Below are 26,373 nucleotides of genomic sequence, written 5' to 3' on the forward strand. Positions count from 1 at the left end.
TTGTGCCTCAGCCGATGCGCAGTGCGCGCAGATCGAGGTGGCCGTTTTGCAGCGGCGGGCACCAGTAGTAGCCGCCGGTAATCGGCCGGCTGATGCGGTACAGACCGTCGGTGATGCCGTCTTCCAGACCGCTCATGCGGCGCAGTTGTGCTTCGAAGGCATCGAGGGAGAAGCCGAACGCCAGGAACATCAGGCCGGCGCGGTCACCTTCGATCCACGGCATCGAACGACGCACTACGAAGGCTTCCGGGGCAAAGCTTTCCTGGGCGGTGCGCTTGACGTGGGCGGACACCGGGGCGTCGTCGATCTCTTCGTTGTCGCTCAGGCGACGGCCCATGATGTTGTCCTTGTCCTCGGCGGACAGCGCATGGAAACCCTTGAGGTCGTGCTGCCATTGCTGGATCGCGGCAAAGCTGCCACCGACCAGACCCTCGGCGCCTTCACTTTGCAGTGCGGCGGCGATGGCGGCTTCGTCATGCGGGTTTTCGGTGCCGTCTTCATAACCGGTGAGGTCATGACCGTCCTTGTGGCGGAAGGCTTCCTGCATCTGCACCAGACGCAGCGCCGGGGCCAGTGCGGCCTCAAGTGCGGTGCTGCGATTGAGCAGATCGCCACGGTCGACACCGTGCAGCCAGACCCACAGGGCGTGCTGGGTCGACGGGTTTTCCACGCCAACGCCGGTCAGCGCCGGGAAGCTGCGCAGGCCGGCGATGTTCACATTCAGGGCCTTGGCCAGGGATTCACCGAAACCGACCACCGCCGACTTGCCGTCCACCAGGTTCAGCAGGTTGTCGATCGCCTGCGGCAGCGCTTCAACCGACTCGAGGGCGAAAAACAGATGACGTGCTTGCGGCGGAACTGGGGTGGCGAGAATGCCCGGCTGGTAGTAACTCATGTCGACTCCTTGGAAAGAGCGCGGAGTTTAACTGTAGCCGGAGGATTTGTGTGGAGTTGAATGGCCTCAAAAGCGCCCCCTCACCCTAGCCCTCTCCCGGAGGGAGAGGGAACTGATTGGGGAAAATTGAGGAGGTACGCCGACCTGAACGAACGATGGTGAATCCATAATCGACACAAATCGTTCAGGTCGATGTATCACGCCAGACACCTCGGTCGGCTCCCTCTCCCTCGGGGAGAGGGCTGGGGTGAGGGGTATCGGTCTCAAGTCAAATCACAGAACTTTCCATGCGCCACGCACTCGGACTCTTCCCCGTCCAGCGCTTGAACGCCCGGCGAAAACTGCGCACGTCGCTGTAGCCGACTTCCTCGGTAATCCGCTCAATCGGCATCTCAGGATTGGCCAGCAAACTCATGGTTCGCGCCTGGCGCACTTGCTCCAGCAACGCCTCGAACGTCAACGAATGTTCAGTCAGCCGCCGACGCAAAGTACGACTGCTCATGTTCAAGTCACCAGCAATCTTTTCAATGTGACTGCCCCGGCTCAGATCCCGCGCAATCGCCCGCTCCACCGCCTGGATCAGATCAAGCTTCTGATGAACCTGCGCCGCCTCCAGTTCCAGCAACTTGACCGCCTGACGCAGCGCCAGCGAATGGTGGTTGGGCAGGTTCACATCCAGCCATTGCACGTCGATCAGCATGCGGTTGTGCAGGCACCCGAAGCGCACCTCCGGCCCCAGCAGCCGCCGGTACTCATCCAGGTAATCCGGCGCGGCGTGCATGAACTCCACGGCAATCGGCTTGAACGTCTCGCCCACCAGCGCCCGCCCATAGACCAGCAGGCTGGCGAAAAACTCTTCCACCGCAAACACCTGCACCTCGGCAAACGGCAACCGGCATTCAACGTCGACGTACACCTGATCGCCCACCACATCGACGCTGGAAACCACGATCCCACCGGAGGTGTGCTGATGCCGGACCCCGATTTCGAACGCATCGCGCAAGGTCTTGCACAGCGACAGCACGTGCCCCAGCAGCCCCAGCGTACCGAGCACATTCTGCGCACCGACCCACAGGCCCAGCCCCTGATTGGGCAACGCTTTAAGCGCACGCTGGATCATGGCCACGGCCTGGCGATAGGAAATCCTCTGCGCCGGATCCTGCAAATCCTCGAAATCAAAACCCAGGCCACGGCACAGACTCTGCGGCTCGATGCCCTTGTTGGCGGCGACTTCGGCCAGGGTTTGCAGGAGAAATGGCGACACCAGCGCCAGTTCGAAGGTCGGGTCTTGGACTTTTACGTTCATGGAGGCTGACATTCCGGATCACGCTGAATTGTTATTTTTGTAACCGGTTATGTCGAAGGAAGTTAGCACAGGGTTGGCGGGCTGTCCGCAGAAGTCCCCTTACGTGTCCGCCAATACCCTGCCCTGTCGTGCGCCAAGGGCTTATTTCTATAGTGGCCGGGCGTCCTGCGTGCCGGCGTTGCGCCCAAACACAATAATAATGAGGACGGACATGACCCCGAACCGCGCGACATTCCCTGTGCGACTGGCGCTGAGCCTGCTCGGCTGCGCCGCGACCCTGCCAGCACTGGCCACCGAAGCCGGCGTCGACAACATCGGCCCCGGCACCGACGGCTTTTTCATGCTGCCGTTGGAAGTCGACAGCCTTCCGGAGAACATGGTCGCCTTCAACCTCTACTACAACCACTACAAGTCACGAAAGCTCAACATCAGTTCGCTCGGCGGCAAGGTGCCGAATGTCGAGATCGAATCCACCGCCGTCATCCCGCGTCTCGATTACCTGAGCCCGGTGCGGATTTTAGGCGGACGTCTGGCCGGTTACATCGCCCAGCCGTGGCTCAAACAGGAAGTCTCGGTGTTCGGCCTGAGCGACACCCGCGAAGGCATGGGCGATACCACCATCGCACCGATCATCCTGTGGGACATGGGCAAGGACCTGACCCTCGGCGCCGCCGTGGAAATCACCGTGCCCACCGGCGAATACAGCGTGGATCGGCTGGCCAACACCAGCAACAATTTCTACACCTACAAACCGCTGTTCTCCTTCACCTGGTTGCCGACCGAGCGCACCGAGGTGTCGATGAAGACCACCTACAGCTTTAACGAGAAGAACAAGGACACCGACTACAAGTCCGGGCAGATCTTCCACTTCGATTACTCGGCCAGCTACAAGATCACCGACGACCTGATGCTCGGTATCAACGGTTACTACCTCAAGCAGACCACCGACGACAAACAGTTCGGCCACACCGTGCAATTCGCCGGCGAAGACGTGAACGACGGCGTACGCGGCAAGGTCTTCGCCATCGGCCCGGCGCTGCACTTCACCTTCCTCAAGTACGCCAGCGCCGAGATCCGCTGGGCCAAGGAATTCGACGTGGAGAACCGGCCAGAGGGGGAAATGTTGTGGGCGAAGGTGAGCATTCCGTATGCGTTCTGAGTGCATTTTGTAGGAAGGCGCGCACGGATTTGTAGGCTGGAAACCTGAAAAACAGAGGGGAGGAATAGGCCTACAGCGGCGGTCGAGATTGCCGGACAACGATGGGAAACGTCCGGCAGATTTGAAAGGGGGACTTGCAGATACTGGGTCCCGCTACCTCATGGTTCCTTAAGGGCTCATGGGGTGCATCGTCTGCCAGTGACGACAATGGGCCATTCCCCCTTAAACTGCCGAGATTGATCACGGAGATCACTATGAGCTTATTACTTTCCCCGTATTACTCTGACTTCGAATCCGAAGAAGAGGCAGAGAGCTACGATCGCTGGTTTCGTGCAGAGATACAGGATGCACTGGATGATCCAAGTCCTGGCATTCCCCATGATGAAGTTATGGCAATGCTCGACCAGATGCTGGAAGAGATACGCAGGAAGCGCCTCGCTGCAGCTTGAATGGAGCAGCAAGTCCTCGCGTCAACTGGCTGACATCTTCAAATACATCGAGCAACACAATACCAACGCTTCAATTTCGCTAAGAAACAAGGTGGGTGCAGCAGCACAGCGACTTTCATCAATACCTTATGGTTTCCGACCTGGCCGAGTGCCTGGCACTCGCGAAATGGTGATTCATCCGAACTATCTGCTGGTCTATCGAGTGAATGGACACATCAAAATACTGAGGGTGCTTCACGCCCGTCAAAAATACCCCTCAACTTCAGCAACATAAAAAAAGGGCGGCCAAACGGCCGCCCGAAGCGTACTGCACGAGAGTCCTTTACAACGTCAGCTGTCCCCGCTCCTCTTCGGTCAGCTGCTGTTTCGCCTGTTCATCCAGCGCTCCGGCGCCCAGCACCTGCACCGGGCTGTTGGGGTTGTAGCCCGGTGTCGGGGCGCGGCTGGCGCCGTCGCGGGTCGGGGCCAGTTGTTCGTTGCCGAAGCTCAGTACCTGCACGGTGAACACCGAAGCCTGGTTCTGGCGCGACGCGGCTTGCTGCTGACGGGCGACGTCTTCCGCCGCCTGGGTTGCCGACGACGCGGCGGAACTGGCCGAGGTGATCGCCCCGGTGTTGACCGCCGAGACCACCGGCACGCCGGTCGCCTTGCCCTGCACCGAGATGTTGGCGGCGTTGACCACCGTCAGCGCGGCGATGTTGACGTTGCCCGACACGCGAATCCCCGCCTCGCCCGCATCGATGGTGCCCAGCGGCGCGATCAGGTCGATGTCCCCCGGTGCCACCTCGGCAATCGGGTTGAGCGTGGCGATACCGGCACCGGTGCTTGGCACCGATGGCGACAGGGTCACGTTGCCCCAGGTGTCGTACACGCGTTTGGGCGGGGTGTAGACCACGGTGGTTTTCGAACCGCGACCGGCGTTGATGTCGCCCTCGGCTGACCAGCCAAGGATCGAGCCGCCGAACGTGGTCATGATCCGGCTCTGTCCCAGCAGAATGCTGCCCTGGGAATAGAGCTGAATGTTGCCCGAGCCCTGGGTGATGATGCCCGCCGTGGATGGCGGCGCCGCGCCCTCGATGCCGAACACCTGACCACCGCCCGGGGTGAGCATCTGGATGTCACCACCGAACAGCGTCTTGACCCCTGCGCCGCCGTACATCGTGATATCGCCGTCATAGCGGATCGGATTGCCGGCCACATCGACGGTCGGGAACAGTGAAGCAATGGCGTTGCGACCACGCAGATAACTGCCTTTGCGCGGGCCGTCGACATCGTTGTATTCCAGGCCACCAGCACGCAGCTCGGCGAAATACACCTGACGGGCGAAGATCGCCTGCTCGGTACTCGGCAGTGCAGCGAAGAAGGCTTGCGCCTGTTCGGCGTTGCCGCTGAAGCCATAGCCAAGGGTCAGCCAGCTCTGCAGTTCATCGAGGTAAGTCTTGACCACTTTGCCCGGTTGCCCGTTGAGGGAAACGCTCGGGTCGGCAAGGTTCTGCGGGTTCAGGTAACGGGCGATGAACCGCGAATAGTCCGCCCCCTGTGCGCCCGTACCGGCCTGCATCACCAGGCTGGCGCCGGGGCGGTTGTCCCCCGCCAGAATCGGTCCGATGCTGGTAATGCTGGCACGGTCCTCCATCAGGATGTTGCGCCCTGCCTTGATGTCCAGCACACCCGGGCCGGCGATGTCGAAGCTGCTGTAGAGGATGTCGCGCCCTGCCGAGACCCGGGAAATATCCCGTGAATTGTTGTGCACGAACAGATTGCCGGTCGAGGCGACACCCTCTGTATTCGGTAACCCCATCTCGCCGTTGGGCGCCGTGGTCGGTTGCCCGAGAAAGGTACCGGAAGCCACGACGTCGCGCCCTGCCAGCATCCAGACAGGGCTGGCCGCCTCGTACCAGGTACGTTTGGAGAGGCTGAACGTCAGTGTTTCACCACTGCGCACCCCCACCAGATCACCGGTCAAAGCATAGAACCGTGCGGGCGCCTGCACCTCACTCAAACCCGAGTAACTGTTGGCACCGAAAGCAAACAGCGGATATCGCAAGTTTTTATCGGGTGAAACCCCATCACTGCCACGGTTGGTCATGATCGGCGTTTTCGATGTGTTGTTACCGTAGCCATTGAAGGCCGGCGTGAATGGCGTAGCGATGGCCGACGGACTGGCGCCTGACTGGTTGATTGCGTAGCCACCGGCATAGATCGAATCCTGCGCCAGGAGCTCCAGTTGCCCTGCCTTCGAGGGCGCCAGCAACAAGGAGTACGCTGTGGCCGGCAAAAATCCGCTGCCTTGCATGTAGGTCGCCGACGGCCCGGCATAAATCGAGCCCTGGGCCGCCACCGCACGCAGGATCGACGGATATACGAAGCGCCCATCGGTGGGAGATGTGTTTCGCCCGATCATGGGCCCCTGCCCGTCAACCTCGCCCAGCTGTGTACTTGGCGTCAGGTTGCCTCCAGCCGAAAACAGATCGATAGCCGTGTGATCGGTCCATAGCGAGAAACCACTCAATCCGCCCCCGTCATGCACAACACCGTCAGCGGTGGTGAACGGCGTCGAGTTCTGCAACCGAACCCGGCCCGGGTCCGCCGCGCCACCCAGCACCAGGTCGCCGCGGGTATTGAGGCTCATGCCCGAGTCGCCAGGGATCAAGACCAGGCCGCCGGAGGCACTGCCAGCGGTGGATGTGAACGGGTCAAACGGTCGGACTTCGCGTGGGTCCTGCACATAGGAGGCTGCGCCGTACTGCAGATTGATTCCACCCAGCGCCCCGCCAGTCAGTCGGGCCGCGCCGCGCAGGTTGATCAGAGCGCCTTGCAGGTCGTGTCGGGGGACTCCCACGCCACTGTTGCCGGCCCGGGCCTGCAACGACGGATTGAGCGAACCGCCGATGCGGATGTCCATGTCACCGCCACCGGTCAATTGCAGCCGTCCATCGTCGCCGACGCGCCCGGTACTCCCGACCGCCACGATCAAGCCTTGGCCACGGGGGTAAAGATTGGTGTTGGAGTTTTCGTCCAACGCCTTGACCATGCCCCCATCGGCACCTGCGCGCAGGCTGATGTTGCCGCCACCCAACGTGCCGAAACCGGTGAAGCCAACCAGGAACGGCCCGGTATCCACGCCTTGATCCGGCAACGGCTGAGTCGCATAACTGCCGAAGTTGATCCACCACGCCGTCGGCACATCGCTGTTGCCGGTCCCCTGACGCCAGAGCCAGTTGCCCACCGCCACACTGGGCACTTGCTCAGGTGTTTCCAGGGTTGCCGAAGGGCCACGCCGACCCAGCACATCCCCCGAAATCGAACCACCGGCGTTGACGGTCAGGTTGCCGCCCATTTGCGGGTACCAGGCCTGATACAGACTGTCGTTGCCTGTGACCCACCGCTCGTAATCGCTGCCGGCACTGCCCAGCACCGAACCGTTGTCCGACAGACGTCCGCGCGGCTGGTTGAAGCGCGGATCGATCTCTTCGGATTGGGTGCCGGCGGTGTAGACGCCGAACGGTGAGTCCATGCTCAGATCACCGGCGGCGAGCACGTCCAGATCCCCGGTACCGGTACGCAGTACGCTGAACATCTGTGTGCGGGTCCTGACGGTGATGCCCGGTTTGTTTTCCACGCACAGCTCAGGGAAAGACCCACACCAGGCAAGCACGTCGTCATCGCTTATCGGTGACCCCGGGGGCATGCCCATCCAGTTGTCCGGTGCCCACGTCCATCGCGGTGCAGAAACGCAGGAGTTCGGTGCCCAGTCGCACCATTCCTTGAGTTCGTCAGGCACTGGTTCGCCCGGAGTGAAGCCACCCAGGTTGCCTTCACCCCAGACCAGGGTTGGTGCCTTTTCAGTGACTTTGAGCCCGTAATGAGTGTCGGCCAGACGCAGATTGCCGTCGCTGGAAACCGGCTTGATCGCACGCGTATCAGCGGCACCCAAATCGGCCCCCGCCACCACCCGCATCGACCAGGACGCGCTGCCGGCCGGTAACAGGCTGGCAACGGCCCAGTTGCGCCCCTGCTGGTTGCCGTTCAATGGCCGCAACTCGATAAAGGCCGTCCCATCGGCCAGCACCACATCGGTCATCGACGGAATCAAAGAACCGCGCAGCAATGCCAGCGATCCACTCAAGCGCACGCCTTTGATCGCGTTGGTACCGGCTTCGACGCTCCCCGGCAACGGCACGCCTTTAGGCCAGCGAATCGCTTTGACAGACGTGACGTCATTCAAGCGAATGCCCGCGCCAAGGCGGCTGCCGGCCGGCAATGTGACGTTGTCGGTCAGCAGCGTTCCAGCGGCAAAAATCAACTGGCCCGAGGCATCGTGAACCGCGCCTGCCAGTACCGTACCGGCGCCCAGCGTGTACGGCGCGGCCAAGGTCGCTTCGGTTGGCAACAACGTGCCAGCGGCCAGGGTCGTCGCTTGCAGCGGCACGTCGTAGTTCAGCGTGACGCCCGCCGGGAACAGCGTGCCCTCCGCCAGTGTGACGCCTGCACCCGGCACCACCAGATCACCGCCGAACGGCTGAATCCCCGGCAACAGTTTCCAGCCCGCATCGTCGACCGTCTCGGGTGGCGGTGCAAAACCGTCGTTGAGGCTGCCGTGGATATCGAGATTGCCGCCGGCGCGAATCACCAGGCTGCCAGACTCGCCAGAGCCATAGGCTGCGGTTTTCTGCGTATGCGGATTGAGACTGGCATAGCGGTAACCGGACAGATCCACATCGCCCTGCACCACCAGATCGCCGTCGGCGGTTTTGCTGACGATCTCGACACCCGGTCGCAGATGGAAGGCATCGGCATAGGACGCATTGTTCAGGCCGGCCAGTTTGTTCTGCAGCAGGTTGCTGTTGAGCAACGCGGCATCGATGAACGCCGTGTTGTCGCCATGGATGCGGTCAAGGTAGGCCTGATCGATCACCTGATACGGACGTCCGCTGGCCGCCGGGTCTGCACCGTCGCTGGCATCGCTGTAACGGCGCGTGGCATTGAGCCCGATCGAACGGGCGCCCTGAATGTTCAGTGCGCCGCTGGCATCGATGGCGATGTCGCCGCCGGCCAGACGTGGTGCGTTCAACTCCAGCGTACCGCGCGGCAATCCATCGGACTGCCCGGGCAATGGCCCCGGTGCAGCGTCGGTGCCGTGGCGCAGATCGATCCGTGCGCCGGAGCCCAGCGTCAGCGTTCCGGCGCCGGAGTTGAGCTCGACCATCGCCCGGTTCGGTGCATCGATGATTTTTCCGTAGCTGTCGACCCGCAGCACACGGCCATGGGCGTCGAGCACGGCGCTGCCAGTCACCGTCAGGCCGTTCTTCGCCGACAGACGAATCGAACCAACCCTTGAACCACTCGCGTCGACAAGCCCCGCGACGGTCAGGCTACCGTTGTCCACCGAGACATTGACCTCACCGGCCTTGAGCCCGTCGCCGATCAACAGATCGCCCTGCTTGAGTTGCAGGCTGCGGCTGCCAAAAACCTGCCCTGCGTTCAAGCGCTGGTTAAGGGCCGCAAATTGCTGGCTCGGATCGCCATTCAAGTGTTGCGCGCGGATGTCCACGCCACCGGCCTTGTACGGCACCCATGTGCCACCCGCGTCATAACTGCCGCTGCTGGCGCCGAGAATCAGGCCCTGCAGATCGACCATCCCGGCATCGCTGGCCAAGGCGATGGCGCTGAGATTGCCGGCCTGATTGTTCTGCGCCGACAGGTCGATGATTGAGCCCGCGAGCTGACGGATATTGCCGTGGCTACTGTACAGCGCCACATCACCGCCCCAGCTGTACTTGTTCACATCGTTGAACGCCAGCGTACGCCCGGCCATATCCAGGTAAGCGCCACTGTTCAGGGTCAGGTCTTCTGCCGATTTGATCACCAGTTTGCCGCTGGCCAGAGCAATGCGACTGTCGAGCGTGACATTACGCGCATCGAGCGTCAGTTCCGCGCCCAGGACATTGGCCGCCGCTGGGGTACCGGCGCCCGTGAGAGTCAGGTTGTTACCGGCCTTGAGCAGGTTCACCGAGGCCGCCTCCCCCGTCAGCAACGGGGTGCGCAGGTTGAGGTTGCCGCCGCTGTAGGCATAGCCCCCGACCGGGTCGAAAGCGCCTTGCGCCTGATACACCGCAAGGCTGCCTTTGTGGTTGGCGGTGATGTGGTCGCTGGCGGTCAGATTGACGTTGGCAAAGCCCAGCACCAGGCGATCGTTCTGCTCCAGTCCACTGGCCTGCGGGTTGGGGCCGTAGCCGAATTCGATACGCTGGGCCTGAATGTCGAGTGTGCCCTGACCAGTGCCGGCGCCGCCAGAGATGACAGCAGCGGGCGCTTGCGTGGCGCCGTTCCAGACCAGATTCGCAGTGCGGATGCTCGCAACGTCTGCGGCTTGGCCCAAGCCATAAATGGCCGGTGTGCTGAGTATCAGATTCTGCAGTTTGCTGACGCCGGTCTGCCGATCCAGCGTGTCGAGGCTGACACTGCCATAGAAATTCAAGGCATCGCGACTGGTCAGGCTCAAGGTCTCCAGGGCCGGAGCGCCAAACTGCGTATCACCGTGCAACAGCCGGTCGAGCACGTTCTGGTTCAGGGTCAGGCCGGTCGGCACACGACTGCCGGCGGCACTCAAGGCCTCGGCACTGCCGGCATTGATCGTCCCCACCGCCAGCGCCAGATGGCGAGTACCGAAGCGTACCGTTTCGTCGAGCTCGAACTGTTTGTCTGTGGCGGCCGTGATGCTGCCATTGGAGTAAAGCAGCGTCGGGTTGGTGCAGGCGTTCGTCGGGCAGTTGCCGATGCGAATATCCCCCGCGCCGGAGGTAGGGGTCGACAACGATGGCGCGAGCACGTTGGTCCAACCGTTCGAGACCACCAGCAGACCTGCCGTGCCCGGAGCATAGATAAAGCCTGCGGATGAATCGTACGGTGCGTCGCCGCGCCCCAGAGTGTTGATCCCCGAACCGGCTTCGAGCGTGATGCTGCCACGGGTACTGGTGGTACGCAGCAGCACTTCAGGCGCAGACAGCATGGCGCCCTCACGCAGGGTGATATTCGATGTATCACCGATGAACGAAACGATATTGCCCGCCGTGTTGTAATCGATCGCCGGTTGCGCGCCGATGGTCAGACGGCCTGCACCCAATCTGTTGAGGCTGTCGGCATACAGCGACACGCCGCTGAAACCCTCGGTACGCCGATGCCCGTCGCCGAGCAGTTCCACATCCCGCGCGCCCCTCACCACCGCCGTCCCGACCACGCCGCCAGTGGCCGGTTTGAACAACACCTGTCCGGCGAAATCCAGCGCAATACCCTGCTCGGCGCCCGACATCAAGTACAGATTCAGCGACTTGCCATCCATCGGCGCCAACGCCCGTGGCACGCCACGCCGTGCAGCGTCACTGCGGACGAATTGAGTAAAACCGGTTTCGTTGTACTGCGAATAACGGCGCACGACATCGGCCGAGGTCAGGATGACCTGGCTGGCCAGGTTGTCACGCAGCCCGGTGTTGGCGATCGACATCAACCCCGAGCTGGTCCATGAACCATTGCGCAAAGGCAACGCGCCAGGCGTGACACCCGCTGCGGCCTGGCCGTTGACCTCGACCCGGAACGCCCCCGGTAACAAGGCGAACGTCGAGGGCAGCAGCGTATAGGTGCCTGCCGCCAGCCCCGGCACGCCGGCGCCGAGGGTGATTTGCTGGCCGATGCGCGGATCAACCGCTCCCGCTTCGGCGAGCATCGGCGCGTAGGTGCTCTGATTGCCGGGCACGATGGCGTACACCGGATTGCTGGCCAGGCCTGGCAAGCTGAACGAACCGTCGGTGGCATTGCGCACCAGCGGATTGAAGCGTGCATCGGTAGAGCCGCCCCGCCCGGACACAAACCCGGCCCCTCGCAGGTCGCCGCCGCCAGACAAATCGATCAATGCTCCCTGCTGCACATCGACGTACCGCGAGGTCAGCGTTACACCGGCGGTTTCTGCGGTAATCCCCTTGAGCACAACCGATTTGCCAGCGTATCGATAGTCGATGCCGTCGGTGGTGCCGCCATAGGGCATGACCAGTCCGTCCGCGCTGACCGACGTCACACTGCCCGGCAACAAATGCAGGTCATGGGTGTTGACCACGGTCTCGTCGCCCAGGCGGATCATGCCCAGCGGCGCACGAATAACGCCGCCCTGCTCGATGTGCCCGGCAGCCAGCGTCAGGTCGCCAAACACCGAGTAAGGCACGGCGGCTGGGGCGCTCCCGGCGCGGGTGATGCGCAAGGTGCGCGCCGGGTCGGCGCCCGGGTGCACGCTCTGATAACCGACCCGCACCTCGGCAGTGACATCACTGGCCGGATAGATTTGCGCGGCCTGCAGGTTCAGGTCCCCAGGCGTCCACAACTCCGTTTTAGTGGTGTACCCGGTCGGAGCCAGAAAGCGCAGATCCCCCCGGCTGTGCAAGGTCACCTGATCAAAGCCGCGCCGACTGACCTCGATTGCCGCACCGTTGAGTGACGCAATCTTCCCCGCCGTGCCGAACGACAGGCTGTTGCCCAGATCCAGCAGGTCCGCCGTGGCGTTGAACGTGGCGGGTGCCACATGGGTCGTCGGAGTGTTCATGACTCGCGGGCGCAGATAACCCGGCGCGTCGAAGTATTTGCCGGTCCCCGACAACCGCAGATACGGCGCTGACAGATTGATCCGCGCAGTCTCTCTGGCGCCGTCGGCCAACGCCAACGCGCCGGCATACAGGCTCAGGCTCTGGCGGCTGTGCAGATCGACATCGCCGTCGAACGACAGCAAACCATTGCTCAGCAGGCTGAGGTTGTCGAAACCGCCGGCCATCAACTGATTGGCGCCCAGGCGGGCACGACCGTATTGCAAGGCTGAAGCAGCGGCACCGGGTTGCAGATCCTGCGGCAGCAGGGACTTGCCTGCGTCCTGTCCAAGGATGATTTCCCTGGCGGTACGCACTTCATTGGCGGCGAGGTTGAGGTCGTAGAGCGGCGTTTCCAGTGCAATGTCCAGACGCCCGCCGGCTGCGCCCGCACCACCGGCGACTGCACGCAGGCTGCCATCGATGAACAGTCCGTTATAGGAGCTGAGGCTGATTCGTCCACCATCGGTGGCTATCGGCGTTGGGCCCTGCCCGGCGATATCCAGCGTGGCTTGAGCACCGGACGCGTCCAGTCGTGCGCCCTCACGCACGATCACATAGGCGTCGGCCGACGTTGCCGTGGTTTTTTTCGCATCGATTTCACCGCCGACGATGATCGTGCCGCCCTTGCCCACCAGCCCGTAAGTACGACCCAGCGCATCCACCGCCGTGGCCGCGCGGCCAGCCACATCCAGCACCGCGTGTTCGCCGATCCAGATCGAGCGGTTGTGCGCTGCGTTGTCAGCCAGTTGTGAGTTGTCGGCGACGTCGTTCAAACCGAACTGTTGCTGGCGAATGTCGAGGGTGCCACCCCAGGCATTCAGTTCGCCATTGAGGGTGATCTGTCCCGCGCCGCGCAAGTTGATGCTCTGCCCGGGGTCGACGCTGATGCGCGAGCCCTGGCCGAGGCTCAGGGTCGTGTGCGCAGGATCGAGCAACCTGACTTCGCTGCTACCGGCCTGCAGCGTCAGGCTGGCACCGGCACGCTGCGTCAGTTGGGCCTTGGTCGGATTTTCCTGATAGAGCGGCGGCGTCCACAGCTCCAGTGCCCGCTGCGGCGCGGCACCGCTGACCTGATTGGCGGCCGCCTCGCTGAAGCGATAGACCGGCATCGACACATCAATGACGGTGTTATCCGTCACTTCCATCCGGTTCAGGCCAATCAGGTTGTAGGTCGAGAAGCCTTTTTCAAACAGCGTCGGCGTCAGCTGCAACACGGAATCGGCCTGCGGCTTGTCGGTCTGGCCGATCAGCACATCGCCGGTCTGCAGAAACAAACGGCCGCCGCCAGACACACCGTAACCCCGCAGCTGGCCGTCCAGAGTCAGATGACTGTCACCCGACGCGGTCAAGGCGCCGGCCTCCAGCGTCACGTCACCGCCCTTGCCTCCGAGGGTCTTGCCATTGGCCAGAATCGCCCCGCCGGAAGACACGTCCAGCAGGCTGCCGGCACCGACCTCGATGTCGCCGCTGCTGCGGATCGACACCACGCCACCATCGAGATACGCCAGGCTGGCGGTATCGTCCGGGTTGGTGCGCAGGTTGCTCCACAGACCGCGAGTGTCCAGTTGTGCCCCTTCAGCCACGCTCACGCGGGTAGCCTTGCCGGTCGGCGCGACGAGTCGGGTGTCGGTAAGGCGATCGGTGTTGAGCTGATTGAGCACATTGCCCAGATGCAGGCTGCCGCCACGCGCGGTCAGGTTTGCGTTGACCTGCACGTCCGGCCCGTAAAGAGTGATGTCGCCGCCATTGTCGACGGTGACGGCACCTTGGACGTTGATCCGTTCCTTGGCCGCCACTTTCAGCGTGCCCAGTTGCCAGTCACTGAGTTGCCCGGCATCGAGGAACAGCTTGCCGTTGCGCGCATCGGATACGGCGCCGGTCAGATCCCGATCATTGCCGGCGACCGGGCGCTCACCGCCGATCTGCGCCTGTTCGAGCAAAGGGTTAAGGCCGTAGAGCAAACCACCGGAAGCCGCCACGTACGCCGGGTCATAACTGCCGACAATCAACTGCCCGCGCCGCGCCAGCGCCGTCTGACTCTGCGCATAGCCATCGAGTACGGCACGCGGTGCCTGGATCTGGCGCTCGCCCTGATAAACCTCGCCAAGCATTTGCCCTTCGAGCACAGCGTTGCGGGTGCCGATCACCAGTTGCCCGGCATCACGACCCACGGTGTAACCCGACTCCTGACGACTGGACGGTGCAATCAACGGGTTGTAGTAATAACTCGTCTGACCCCAGCGTTCACTGCTGTCTTCAAAGCCTTTGTACAGCCCGGTGTAGAGCAGATCGCCCGGTGCCTTTGAGACCTCATACAGGCGCCCGTCGGCCCCGCGCAGCCAGCTCTGGCGAATCTCGCCGCTTTGTACATCCAGCGTGCCGCCGGACAGGTTGATCAGCGAGCCCTTCTCGGTCACCACGTCATTGCCGGCAAAACTGACCATGCCGCCCTGAGCCATCCACTCGCCGATGCTGTGGCCCTGGGTGCCGAGGTAACCGCCGACCTCCAGCAGACCACCAGCGGTGTACCAGCGATCCGTGGCGTAGCCGTTGGTGCCGGCCGGGACGTAAACCAGTTCGCGCACATCGACCCAGATGTCATTGCTGTTGAGCGCACCCTTGTCGCGATTGACCGAAGCATCGCGCTGCTCGTTGCCCTGGACGTTGATCTTGATGCTGTTGGATTCCATCGCGACTTTCACGCCGATGGCACCGGAGACATCGATCAATGCGCCGTCACGCACCAGACTGCGACGCTGCGCCGCCACTGCAACCTGGCCGCCCGTGGCCAGGGTGATCGAACCGTTCTGGAACTCGACGCTGCCGCCGCTCTGGATATCAATGCGCGACTGATCGCTGCGAATCCGGTTGTTCGGTGTAACGCCGGTCAGCGCCGCCTGATGCTGACTGTCGAGGGCGGTCAGATCGCTGCTGTCGAGCAGGATCGCCGTCGCGCTGCCCTGCCCCAGCGTCACGCTGCCCTGGGTGTCGGTGGCCGGATTGAGCAAATGAATCGTGCCGCGAGTGGCGACCGAGGTGCTGGCCAGCAACACACCATTTTGCACGACCTCATGGCCGGTCAGGGTGATGTCGCCGGTCGCGGCCTGAATCAGGCCGTTGTTGCTGACCTTGCCGGCAGCGCTGCCGGTCTTGAAGCCCGGCGTGACTTCGTTGCCGAACGTCGTCGAGAAGCCATTGCCCTCAGTGCCCGAGCCTTTGCGGATGTAAAAGCGATCCCCCGCGCCGAGCACAGTCTGGCCCTTGGCGGTGTTGATGCTGCCGTCGTTGTGCACTTCGCTGCCGAGCAGCAAGGCATAGCCGCCGGCATCGGTCGATTTGGCCGGCCGCGCGGTCTCGATGGACGCGCCGCGCTCCACCAGCACTTTGCCGGCCGCCTCGGTGAACGTCGGCTGGCTGCCGGTGCTGTCGAAATACAGGCCGCGGTCGCGGAACTGAATGTCAGTGATGTTGGCCGCCGCCGCCACCAGGTTGCGCACGTTGACCTGACTGGTGCCGCTGAACACGATGCCGTTGCGGTTGATCAGCATCACCGTGCCGTCACCCTTGATCTGGCCCTGAATCTGGCTGGCCCGCGCATTCGGATCGTTGACGCGGTTGAGCACCGCCCAGTTCGACTGCTGGACGAAATCGACGGTGGTGTTGCGCCCGACGTTGAAGGTCTCCCAATTGAGGATCGCCTTGTCGGCGGTCTGCTCGATCTTCACCGTGGTCTTGCCATCAACCTGAGTCTGCTGCGGGCCCTTGGCGTTCTGCCAACCTTGCGTGAGGCTGTTATCGACCTTCAGACCGCCCTCGCCCAGACCATCAGGCACAAACTGCACCGTGCCCAGCGCCGCCGCACGACCGGCCGCCTGCGCCGCCTGTTGCGCCGCAATCGCGGCCACCGTGTTGTTCAGGGTCTGAATCGAGCGCTGCAACTGCTGGTTGGCCTTTTGCTGCTGCGCCAGCGGTGGCGTCATCCCCGGCAATCCGCCCACGCTCGGGCGCGCTGCGGCAGCCTGTTGCGCCGCGCCCTTGGCGGCGAACCATCCCGAACTGAACGCAGTCGCCGCCTCGGCACTGCCTGCCACCAGACACAAGGCAATCGCCTGCGCCAGGGGCTTGAGCAACCACAGCGCCGGATCGGCGTCCATGCGCTGCTGAGGCTGAACACGGGTACTGCGACGGGATGGGCGAGCGAGCATCACTACGAGATCCTTTTTGTTTGCCACATGAGGCCGCAGGTCGGCTTGCCCCTGCTGTTACGACATAGGCGGTTGGCGGGGGCCGCGACCGAACGGATGTCACACAAACTTCATGAACGAGGTGTAGATCGGCCAAAAAAAATGGCAGCAGCCCGAAGGCTGCTGCCATTTCATTGCCGTGAAGCGAGGCTTACAAAGGACGGCCGACAGCGTTGCAGACGCTGGCGTTGTTGATGTCCAGGTTGTTGCCCGAGGTGTTGGTGACGAAGTTGGCAGTCACAGCCGCTTTCCAGTTGGTTGGAACCGGAGTGAAGCTGTGAGCGATGGTGGCAGCGTTGTTGCCCGGGTTGCTGTAGTGGGTGGTCAGGAAAGCTTTGACATCAGCGGCCACGGTGGCGTCCTTGTAGCACTGGCCGAAGATGAAGTTGGTGTAAGCCACGATCGGGTAACCGCTGGCTGGGTTAGGAACGACCGGTACCCACTGGGCAGGGTTCGAAGGCGCGGTTGGCAGAGTCGCCGAACCCAGAGCCAGCGAAACGTTGGCGGTGGTTGGCTGTACGCCGTTGACGCGAGCAACCACGGCGTTGCTGGCGGCGTTCACACCGTCCGGACCAACGTAACCGATGGAGCCGTCAACGGCGTTGACTTGAGTGGCCACGTCAGCAGTACCGGCAACGCCTACCCAGGTCGAAGGCAGGGTCGAACCGGCTGGCAGACGAGCGCTGGCGAAGGTGGAGTTGGTGGCGAACTTGGTCGGGCAGATCGAGTTCAGGTGACGGGTCAGGATTTCCGTGGTGCCGCTGGAAACGTTGCGATAAACAACGCGGATCGGCGTGGTATCGGAAGTACCCAGCAGATCACCCCAAGTGGTTTTGGCGCCGGAGAAGGCGTCGCACAGCTGAGCGCTGGTCAGGTTCAGAGCGGTCTGACCGGATTTTTTGTACGGAATAGCAACCGAAGTAGCCACCGAAGGCAGTTGAATCAGCGGGCCGTACGAAGCGCCGAAGTTGGTGTTGTAGGTGCTGATTTCCGAAGCGCTGAGGATCGAGTCGCTACCGGCGAAGTGAACCGAACCGGTGGTGTTGAACAGTGCCGAGTTGTTGGTCAGGAAAGCGGTCTTGCCGGTGCCGCTACCGGTACCCAGGTAGCTGAAGTTGGCTGGCAAGATGCTGTTGGCAGAACCTTTGTACAGAGCGGCAGGCAGAGTCGCGCCACCACCGGTTACGTTGGCAGCCATGGCCTGGGCGGAAGCCAGGGCAGCGACGGTCAGGGAAGCTGCGATCAGAGTGCGCTTGAACATGAAGAATCTCCTTTTCAACGTTGGTTGTGAACACAGGTTTTCAGGGGACTTGCATGACACTGGGAGGACTCACCGCCGACCTTCGCAAGCGGGGTCCGTGGTTAAGTCGCACTGAGAAATTCGCAGTTTCCGGTGACAGATAAAGGAAAAAACCTCGGGAGGTGCAGGCTGTTTTTCGAGGGATTTTCTCGGGTGTTCCGGGGGTTGTGCGGAGTGTCTGCGGCAAGCTTTTCGAGGGAATCGGCCACAGCCCTTGAAGGGCCGTTGCAGATGACAGAAAGGAGAACCCGAGGATGCTGTTTTTGGCGCTCGGGTGAGATAAGACGCCGGTAAAAAAAGTTGAGAAAACTACTGCACCAACTGGTTGATCTCGATGATCGGCAACAGCACCGCCATCACGATCACCAGCACCACCCCGCCCATCACCACGATCATCAGCGGTTCCAGCAACGCGGTCATGCCCATCGCCCGGCGCTCGATATCGCGGGACAGGGTTTGCGCAGCGCGTTCGAGCATCGGCGGCAGCGCACCGGTTTTCTCGCCGCTGGCGATCAGGTGAATCAGCACCGGCGGGAACACGTTCTCCACTTTCAGCGCTGCTGCCAGGTTGACCCCCTCGCGCACCTTGGCGGTGGCCTCATTGACGCTCAGGCTCAAGCGATCATTGGACAAGGTCTGCCGCGCCGCCTCCAGTGCCCGCAACAACGGCACCCCGGCACCGCCGAGAATCGCCAGCGTCGAGGCGAACCGCGCCGTGTTCAGCCCCAGCACAAAGCGCCCGATCAGCGGTAACTTCAACACCCGGTGATGCCAACTCAAGCGCGCAGCCGGATTGCGCAGATACAGGCGCCAGCTCCAGAACGCACCGGCCATGACCCCGGCACACAACCAGCCCCACGCACGGATGAAATCACTGGCATTGAGCATCGCCAAAGTCAGCCCCGGCAGATCCTGCCGCGCCTGGGAAAACGCACTGACCACCTGCGGCACCACGTAGCTGAGCAGGAAAATCACGATGCCGATCGACACCAGCCCGACCACGCCCGGATAGATGAACGCGGTGAGAATCTTGCCGCGCAGGTTGTTGCGCTCCTCGATGTAATCCGCCAGCCGCTCCATCACCTGCGCCAGATCACCGGACTCCTCGCCCGCCGCGATCAGCGCCCGGTAAATCTCCGGAAAATCCCGTGGTCGCGCCGCCAGCGCTTCGGCCAGGCGCATGCCGCTGCGCACGTCGGCACGTACGGCGCTGAGGGTGTGGGCGATGTGTTTTTTCTCGGCCTGTTCGACCGTGGCACTTAGCGCCGCTTCCAGTGGAAGACTGGCGCCAAGCAGGCTCGACAGTTGCCGCGTGGCCCACGCCAGATCGTTGTCCGACATTCTGGCGCTGAACATTCCACCACCGCCATGTTGGGAGACATTGCTTTCCTTCTCCACCGACAACGCCGTCAAACCACGCCCGCGCAGCACGCCAAACGCGGCGCCCTGACTGTCCGCCTCCAGATGCCCGGATTCGATCTTGCCGCTGGCATCGGCGGCCTCAAAACGATAGCGATTCATCAGGCGTCCCGTGTCACACGAAGGATTTCTTCCGGCGCCGTGGCACCGCTGCGAATCCAGCGCTCGCCGTCCTCGCGCAGGCTGAACATCCCGGCCTTGCTCGCCGCTGCGCGCAACGCCTGCTCCCCTGCCCCTTGGTGAATCAGGGTGCGGATGTCGTCGTCGATGCAGAACAACTCATGAATGCCGGTCCGGCCGCTGTAACCGGTGTGATTGCACGCCGCACAACCGACCGGGCGCCAGGTGCCGGGCGTGGCCGGGTCTTCCTGTTTGCACTGATTGCACAGTCGCCGCACCAACCGCTGAGCCAACACCCCGAGCATCGACGAGGCCAGCAGAAACGGCTCGACGCCCATGTCGACCAAGCGGTTGACCGCCGACACCGCGTCGTTGGTGTGCAACGTCGCCAGCACCAAGTGACCGGTCAACGAAGCCTGCACCGCGATCTGCGCGGTTTCGAGGTCACGGATTTCGCCGATCATGATGATGTCCGGGTCTTGCCGCAGAATCGCCCGCAATGCCAGGGCAAACGTCATGTCGATCTTGGCGTTGACCTGAATCTGGCTGATGCCCGGCAAGTCGTATTCCACCGGGTCTTCTACGGTGAGGATGTTGCTGGTGCTCGCATCCAGCCGCGCCAGTGCCGCGTAGAGGCTGGTGGTCTTGCCGCTACCGGTCGGGCCGGTGACCAGCACGATGCCGTGGGGCTGGCGGATCAGGTGATCGAGCTTGGCCAGCACCTGCGCGTCCATGCCCAGGGTTTCCAGATGCAAACGCCCGGCCTGCTTGTCCAACAGACGCATCACCACCCGTTCGCCATGACCGGTGGGCACAGTGGAGACGCGAATATCAATCGGCCGCCCGGCCACGCGCAACGCAATGCGCCCGTCCTGCGGCAAGCGTTTTTCGGCGATATCGAGCTGCGCCATGATCTTGATCCGCGACACCAGCGCACCGTGCAATGCCTTGCGCGGCGAGACCACGTCGCGCAGGGTGCCGTCGACCCGATAGCGCACCACCGAATGGGTTTCGAACGGTTCGATGTGAATATCGCTGGCCTCGTCCCGCGCCGCTTGCGTGAGCAAGGCGTTGATCATGCGGATCACCGGCGCACCGTCCTGGGTGTCGAGCAGGTCGGTGATTTCCGGCATGTCCTGCATCAGGCGGTCGAGGTCGACTTCGTTTTCCGCCGCGCCGACCACCGCCGCCGCGCTGCCGGTGTCGGCGTAGGCCGTGGCGAGCAAACCGTCGAGTTCGTCATCGCGCACCCGCTCAAGCCTGGCCGCGCCGAACTGCCGTCGTACCTCGCTGATCGACCAGCCCGGCGTCGACGGGCACACCGTCAGCACGCCGTCGCGCAGCAGAATCCGCTGCGCCTTGGCCCAGGCGTAAGGCAATGCGCTCATTGCAGCGGCACCGCTTTGATGGTCGCGCGCGGGCCGGACACCGGCGCCGGCACGCCTTGGGCAGTGGCCGGCAATTGCGGCGCCTGCATGTCCGGCATCGCCCAACTGCGCTCCGGTTGCAGACCGCCCTGAGCGCGGCGCATGAAGTCGTAGCGGTTCAGCGTGATGCTGCGCCCCGCCGCGCTGTCGCGAATGATGTACGGGCGCAGGAACACCATCAGGTTGGTCTTGGTGATCGAGCGACGCTCGTTGCGAAACAGTGCGCCGATCCCCGGAATGCTCGACAACCAAGGCACCGCGTCATTGCTCTGGCTGTAGCCGTCCTGCAGCAGACCGCCGAGCACCATGATCTGCCCGTCGTCGAGCAGGATGCTGGTGTCGAGCGCGCGTTTGCTGGTGACGATCCCCGCCGAATTGGCCGCCGCCGAAGCGCGTTCGTCGATGCTGCTGACTTCCTGATAAATGTCGAGCTTCACCGTGCCGCCCTCGGAAATCTGCGGCCGCACGTTGAGCTTCAAACCCACCTCTTCACGGGTCACTGTCTGGAACGGGTTGTTGCTGGTGCCCCCGCCGCCGGTGACGTAGCTGCCGCTGACAAACGGGATGGTCTGGCCGACGAAAATACTCGCCGCCTCGTTGTCCAGGGTCAGCAGGTTCGGCGTCGACAGCACGTTGGTGCCGCCCTTGCTCTTCAGCGCCCGGGCCAGCACTTTCAGGTCGAGGATCTTGCCGATGCCGGGGATATCGACGGTGCCGTTGACGTAGCCGAGGTTCAGGCCTTGCGGCAGCACATCGAGGCTGGTCTTGCCGTTGACGTTGATCCCCGAACCACCGAGGTTGGCGCCGCCGATCACGCCTTTGCCGCCGAGGTTGCCGGTCTGCCACTGCACGCCGAATTCGCTGGCGTCGTCCTCGCCGACTTCGACGATCAGGCTTTCGATCACCACTTGCGCGCGGCGCTGGTCGAGCAGGTCGATGACTTCGCGCAGGTTGCGATACAGCGGTTCCGGCGCGGAGATCAGCAAGGTGTTGGTGGTCGCATCCGCCTGAATGGTCACGCCGCCAGCGCTGAACGCGACGTTCTGTTCGCTGCTTTGCGCATTGCCGCTACCGCTGGTGCCGCTGCTGCCCTGGGCATAACTGCCGCCAGTACTGCCGTTGTTGGTGGTCGAAGTGGAGCCGTTGGTTTGCGTACCGCTCTGGCCGTTCTGCCCACCGCCCGAGTTGGTGGAGCTGCCCATGTTGCTGAGCACCGAGCGCGCATTGTCGCTGGTGCCGCTGTCGCTCTCGCCGGTGAGCAATCCGCGCAGCGCCTGGGCCAGCTTGCCGGCCTGGGCGTTGCGCAGGTACACCACATGCAGGTTGCTCGGGTTGCTCTGGGCGTTGTCGAGTTTGTAGATCAGGTTACGCGCCAGCTCGGTGCGCTCGGGACTGCCGGCGCGGATGATGATGGTGTTGGAGCGCGGGTCGCCGATCACCGCGATTTTCTGCGTCGGGTCGTTGCCCGGCGCATCGAGCAGGTCGGCCACCATCGGCGCGATGTCGGCGGCGATGCCGTTCTGGATCTGCACCACGTCGGTGTCGATGGCGCTCGGGGTGTCGATGCCCTGAATCAGTTGCGCGACCCGCGTCAGGTTCTCGGCGTAGTCGGTGACGACGATGGTGTTGTTGCCCGGATAAGCGTTGATCGGGTTGTTCGGCGAGACGATCGGGCGCAGCACCGGAATCAGGTTTACCGCGTTCTCGTATTGCAGGCGGAACGTACGGGTGAGCATGCCGTTGCCGGCCGGTTTGTCGGCGCTATAGATCGGCCCGCCGAGCAACTTGGCGTCGGCCTCCGGCACCACCTGCGCTACGCCGCCCACGTCCACCACGCTGAAACCCTGCATGCGCAACGCCGCCAGCAACATGTCGTAGGCCTGATGCGCCGGCACCTGGCCTTCGGAGACCAGCGTCAGGTTGCCCTTGACCCGAGGATCGACCAGAAACTGCTGGCCGGTGGAGCGCGACAACGCCCGCACCACCGCTTGAATATCGGCGTCGACAAAATTCAGCGTCACCGGTTGATCGCCCAACGGATTGGCCGGCAACGTCGTGCCCCGCGCCGAACCACCGCTGCGGGCGCGTTCGGTGATGTTGTGCAATTGCTTCGGCGCCGGTTTGACCTGAGCCTGCGCACGCTCGCGGTCGAGCACCGCGTCGCCGCTGCGCTGAGTGTTGGCCAACGGCCGACCGAGTTCGCTGTCCACCAGCAGCGGCGGTTGATTCGGTGGTGTGGTGTTGCTGCACGCGCTCAATGCCATCAACAGCATCGGCAACGCCATGCGTTTGGATCCTGACCCCTTCATGAAGCTTCCTTAGCGCCCAGCGCCTGATCCATGCGTACGGTGCCCGACAGAGTGCCGGCGGTGTCATCGGTCGCGGCGTCGTCTGCGCGTTGCAGACGGGCCTCGACCACTTGCAGTGAAAAATTCCGCGGTTGGCTCAGCAGCCAGTCGAGCACGGCGTCGGCCGGTGCCGCGTCGAAGGTCAACTGCCAGCCGGCGGACGCGGCCGCCAATTGGTAATGGCCGCCCAGTCCGCTGGCCTGCAACGTTTGCTGCAGCGACTGCTCCAGGTTCTGCCCGTCGGGGCGCACGCTGACGTCGCGCAACAGCACTTCCAGCGCTTCGGCCTGGGCGCGCAATTTCGGCGTTTCGACTTGCGAGGCGGCGATCTTCTTCAGCGGCGGCTGAACCAACGCCACCCACACAAACAGCCCGAGCAACAGCGCCGCCATGCCGACGACCATGCGTTTTTCCCGCACGGCCAACGGCTGCCAACGGGCCTGCATCTGAGCATTGAAGCGCTGCCAACCGGCGCGGTATTTCGCAAGCGATGGGCTATTCATCTTCGGCTCCGCTGCTGTCGTCGTTGTCGGTGGCAGCGGTCGCCTCGCCGGCCGGGCGCAGGACCCAGCCGTCGTCATTCGGGCTGATGCTGATGCCGGCCTGGGCCAGCGTGCCTTGCCAGTCCTTGTCGTTGCCCGAACGCCTTGCCTCGGGTAGCAGACTCAATTGCAGCGCGCCGTCGACAAACTCCAGCCGCTGCACCGTACCGGCCATGGACGGCATGCCGCTGCCGGCCTGCGACACCAGCCGCGTGAAATCCTGCCCCGGCGCATCCACCGCGCCTTGCTGGCGAGCCGCGATTTGCTGACGCGCCTGTTGCAGCGGATTGAGGATCACCGGCAACTCGGGGAACGACTGCTTCACCCGTTGCGCCATCTGCGCCTTGAGCTGCTGACCCTGCCCGGCCTCGCGGGCGGCGTACAGGTTCAAACCGATCACCCACACCGCCAGTGCCAGCGCACAGCAACCGAGCGCCCTGCCCCAGCCGCGATGTTCGGTGCCCGGTTGCTGGAGGCCGCCGTGCAGGCCCCAATTCGGCAACGGGCCGGCGTTTCGCTGCGTGTCGGCCAAGGTCGATTGCACCGCCTCCGGTGCGCCATCACCGATCCAGTGCGCCGGCAGACCGGTTTCCAGCAACCATGCCTCGTCGATCATCGGCTGCACCTGCGCCGCATTCGGGCCGTGGCGCAGCAACAGATGATCGTCGTGCAGGCAACCGACGCCGCCCGCCATCACCGGCAAACTGTAGGCCGCCGGGTACAGGCCTTTTAGGTTCAAACCAAACTGCCCGAGGTGCTGCAAATCCTTGCGTGCTACCCAGGCAATCTGCACCTGGCCGCTTTCATTGCGAGCGCTGTGAGCGATGTGCATCTCGGCGCTGTCGCCGAGCATCAAGGCCTGCGCTGCACATTGCACCGCCGCAGCGGTTTTGTTCGCAGGCAGAGGCGGCAGATCAATGCTCGCCAACAGGCTGTCCGACGGGTGCAGAAAGCACGCCAACGGTTGCTTCGGCAGCGCGCCGAGCCGCACGCGCTCCTGGCGTGTGACCTGCCCCTGACGATCCAGCCACGCACAATCCACTTCACTGTCGAGACCCAGCTCCGCCAGCGGCGGCAAACTCACGCGCAACTGGCTCATACGCCCACCCGCGACCAGATCACTTGCGGCAACCGATCCTCACTGCGATGCAACAACGCATCGAGGCTGACCCGCCGCTGATCGCGCCGCGCCTGCCCACGCAGCCGGAACCAGTCGCTGGTGATGCCGACCTTGACGCTGGTGATCTCCAGTTGCGGCAGTCGCAGGCGATTGACGAAATCCCCGCGATTGATGAACCAGCGCCCGGTGTCACGCTCATTGATCAACGCCTGCGCCCGCTCCAGCGACAAACCCGGCACATAAGCCGCCAGCACTGGCGCCGTGGCGGTGTTGCCGTTGAGCCAGGTGGTCGCCGGAATCACCGTCAGGTACGGCGCCAGTTTCGCCAACAGCGCATCGTTGACCCCGTCGACACTGCGCAAATCGTCAAGCGTGCGCAGCATCGGCAAGGTCGGTGATTGCGGCTTGCGCGACGCGGACGGCGACGTGGCGCGCCCGCTGTCGAAAGTGTTTTTCGCCACAGGCTTGTCCACCACTTGGGCATTCAACAGGTGCGGATAAGAACCGATCACCCGCTGACTGATGCGCCGGCTCAAGCCGCTGCTGACACCAATCAACTCGCACAAGCGCTCGAACGCCTGCACCTGCGCATCATCGATCCGCTCGTTGGCCACCAGATTGCGCAGGTTGAACTTGCCCTGCTCGTCCTCCAGCCGCCCCTCGAAACCCTGGGTGTTCAACAACTGCGCCCAAGGTTGATCGAGTCGGGTCAGCGGATCGCGCTGCCGCGCATCCCACAACAATTGCCGACTGATCTCCAACCCGCCGTGCAACAGCCAACGGCCCTGCACGCGCAGTTGCTCGGCTTCCAGCGCCCGGGTCGAAACGCTCTGGCGCGTCAGCATGCCGGCGGCGATCACCGCGACCACCGCCGCAATCAGCAGCGCACTGATGATCGCCATCCCCTGCTGGTTCGATTGGCTGTTCATGACCGGCCTTACAACTGCCAGGAACCGATGTCGGCATTCACGCCATCGCCGTCAGGCTGGCCGTCGGCGCCGAGGGAAAAGATGTCGATCTCGCCGTTGGCACCGGGATTGAGGTACTGATAAGGACGACCCCACGGGTCATTCGGCAGGCGCTCCAGGTACGAGCGCCAGTTGGTGTTCTTCGCATCGGCCGGCCGCTCCACCAACACTTTCAGGCCCTGGCTCTGGCTCGGGTAAGTGCCGTGATCGAGGCGATACAGCTTCAGCGCCTGCATCAACCCGCCAATGTCCTGCTTCGCCGCCGTGGCCCGCGCCTGATCCGGCCGGTCGAGCACCTTGGGCACCACCATCGCCGCCAGAATCCCGAGAATCACCACCACCACCATGATCTCGATCAGCGTGAAACCCTGCTGCCCACGGGGCATCCGGCTCGGTCGATTGGGCTGTTTGAATTGCGCGATATCCATCTCGTCATTCCCTGGCTT

The 26,373-nt window shown here is 63.3% G+C and carries 14 protein-coding genes; 3 read left to right on the top strand and 11 right to left on the bottom strand.

From position 1 onward, the window contains the following. Window positions 1-7: 7 nt before the first annotated feature. Window positions 8-895 (bottom strand): Dyp-type peroxidase, encoded by an 888-nt coding sequence (locus ABFB52_RS16550; RefSeq protein WP_129973942.1) that lies wholly within the window; start codon window positions 893-895, stop codon window positions 8-10. A 268-nt stretch (window positions 896-1,163) separates the two neighbouring features. Beyond that, complete coding sequence (locus ABFB52_RS16555; RefSeq protein WP_085745444.1) at window positions 1,164-2,201, bottom strand: AraC family transcriptional regulator; 1,038 nt, start codon at window positions 2,199-2,201, stop codon at window positions 1,164-1,166. Between the two features lie 211 nt (window positions 2,202-2,412). Here ABFB52_RS16555 and ABFB52_RS16560 point away from each other — a divergent pair, with 211 nt between their 5' ends. The 3 genes from ABFB52_RS16560 (at window position 2,413) to ABFB52_RS16570 (ending at window position 4,083) form a co-directional block, all read left to right on the top strand. Continuing rightward, complete coding sequence (locus ABFB52_RS16560) at window positions 2,413-3,360, top strand: transporter (RefSeq protein ID WP_129973943.1); 948 nt, start codon at window positions 2,413-2,415, stop codon at window positions 3,358-3,360. 254 nt (window positions 3,361-3,614) lie between these two features. After that, entirely contained in the window at window positions 3,615-3,809 is a 195-nt protein-coding gene (locus tag ABFB52_RS16565; RefSeq protein ID WP_129973944.1) for a stability determinant, read from the top strand. Beyond that, on the top strand, window positions 3,742-4,083 hold the full coding sequence (locus ABFB52_RS16570) for a type II toxin-antitoxin system RelE/ParE family toxin (protein WP_129973961.1): 342 nt from the start codon (window positions 3,742-3,744) through the stop codon (window positions 4,081-4,083). Before ABFB52_RS16565 ends, ABFB52_RS16570 begins: the two co-directional genes overlap by 68 nt. 48 nt (window positions 4,084-4,131) lie before the next feature. Here the strand turns inward: ABFB52_RS16570 and ABFB52_RS16575 are convergent, their stop codons facing one another. From ABFB52_RS16575 to gspG, 9 genes are all read right to left on the bottom strand, one after another. After that, window positions 4,132-16,644: a filamentous haemagglutinin family protein gene (locus ABFB52_RS16575; RefSeq protein WP_129973945.1), complete on the bottom strand. Its 12,513-nt coding sequence runs from the start codon at window positions 16,642-16,644 to the stop codon at window positions 4,132-4,134. Window positions 16,645-16,834: 190 nt separating this feature from the next. Continuing rightward, window positions 16,835-17,944 carry a substrate-binding domain-containing protein gene (locus ABFB52_RS16580; RefSeq protein WP_085745440.1) on the bottom strand — a complete coding sequence of 370 codons (1,110 nt, stop codon included), beginning with the start codon at window positions 17,942-17,944 and terminating at the stop codon, window positions 16,835-16,837. 348 nt (window positions 17,945-18,292) lie between these two features. After that, the gene (gspF, locus tag ABFB52_RS16585) at window positions 18,293-19,504 is read right to left on the bottom strand and encodes a type II secretion system inner membrane protein GspF (protein ID WP_102718838.1); all 1,212 of its coding nucleotides are present in this window, start codon (window positions 19,502-19,504) and stop codon (window positions 18,293-18,295) included. Further along, window positions 19,504-20,910 (bottom strand): type II secretion system ATPase GspE, encoded by a 1,407-nt coding sequence (gene gspE, locus ABFB52_RS16590; RefSeq protein ID WP_085646839.1) that lies wholly within the window; start codon window positions 20,908-20,910, stop codon window positions 19,504-19,506. The genes gspF and gspE overlap by 1 nt, the downstream gene beginning before the upstream one ends. Then, window positions 20,907-23,258: a type II secretion system secretin GspD gene (gene gspD / locus ABFB52_RS16595; RefSeq protein ID WP_129973946.1), complete on the bottom strand. Its 2,352-nt coding sequence runs from the start codon at window positions 23,256-23,258 to the stop codon at window positions 20,907-20,909. The genes gspE and gspD overlap by 4 nt, the downstream gene beginning before the upstream one ends. Continuing rightward, window positions 23,255-23,800, bottom strand: a complete 546-nt coding sequence (gspM, locus tag ABFB52_RS16600) for a type II secretion system protein GspM (RefSeq protein ID WP_129973947.1) — start codon at window positions 23,798-23,800, stop codon at window positions 23,255-23,257. Before gspM ends, gspD begins: the two co-directional genes overlap by 4 nt. Next, window positions 23,793-24,938: a type II secretion system protein GspL gene (gene gspL, locus ABFB52_RS16605; RefSeq protein WP_129973948.1), complete on the bottom strand. Its 1,146-nt coding sequence runs from the start codon at window positions 24,936-24,938 to the stop codon at window positions 23,793-23,795. Before gspL ends, gspM begins: the two co-directional genes overlap by 8 nt. Next, the gene (gspK, locus tag ABFB52_RS16610; RefSeq protein WP_129973949.1) at window positions 24,935-25,888 is read right to left on the bottom strand and encodes a type II secretion system minor pseudopilin GspK; all 954 of its coding nucleotides are present in this window, start codon (window positions 25,886-25,888) and stop codon (window positions 24,935-24,937) included. Before gspK ends, gspL begins: the two co-directional genes overlap by 4 nt. Window positions 25,889-25,896: 8 nt before the next feature. Further along, a complete protein-coding gene (gspG, locus tag ABFB52_RS16615) occupies window positions 25,897-26,355 on the bottom strand; it encodes a type II secretion system major pseudopilin GspG (protein WP_007959380.1) in 459 nt (152 codons plus the stop codon). Window positions 26,356-26,373 lie beyond the last annotated feature (18 nt).

The sequence above is a fragment of the Pseudomonas sp. 9.2(2024) genome (genome assembly GCF_039695385.1).
Taxonomy (GTDB): Bacteria; Pseudomonadota; Gammaproteobacteria; order Pseudomonadales; family Pseudomonadaceae; genus Aquipseudomonas; species Aquipseudomonas paraglycinae.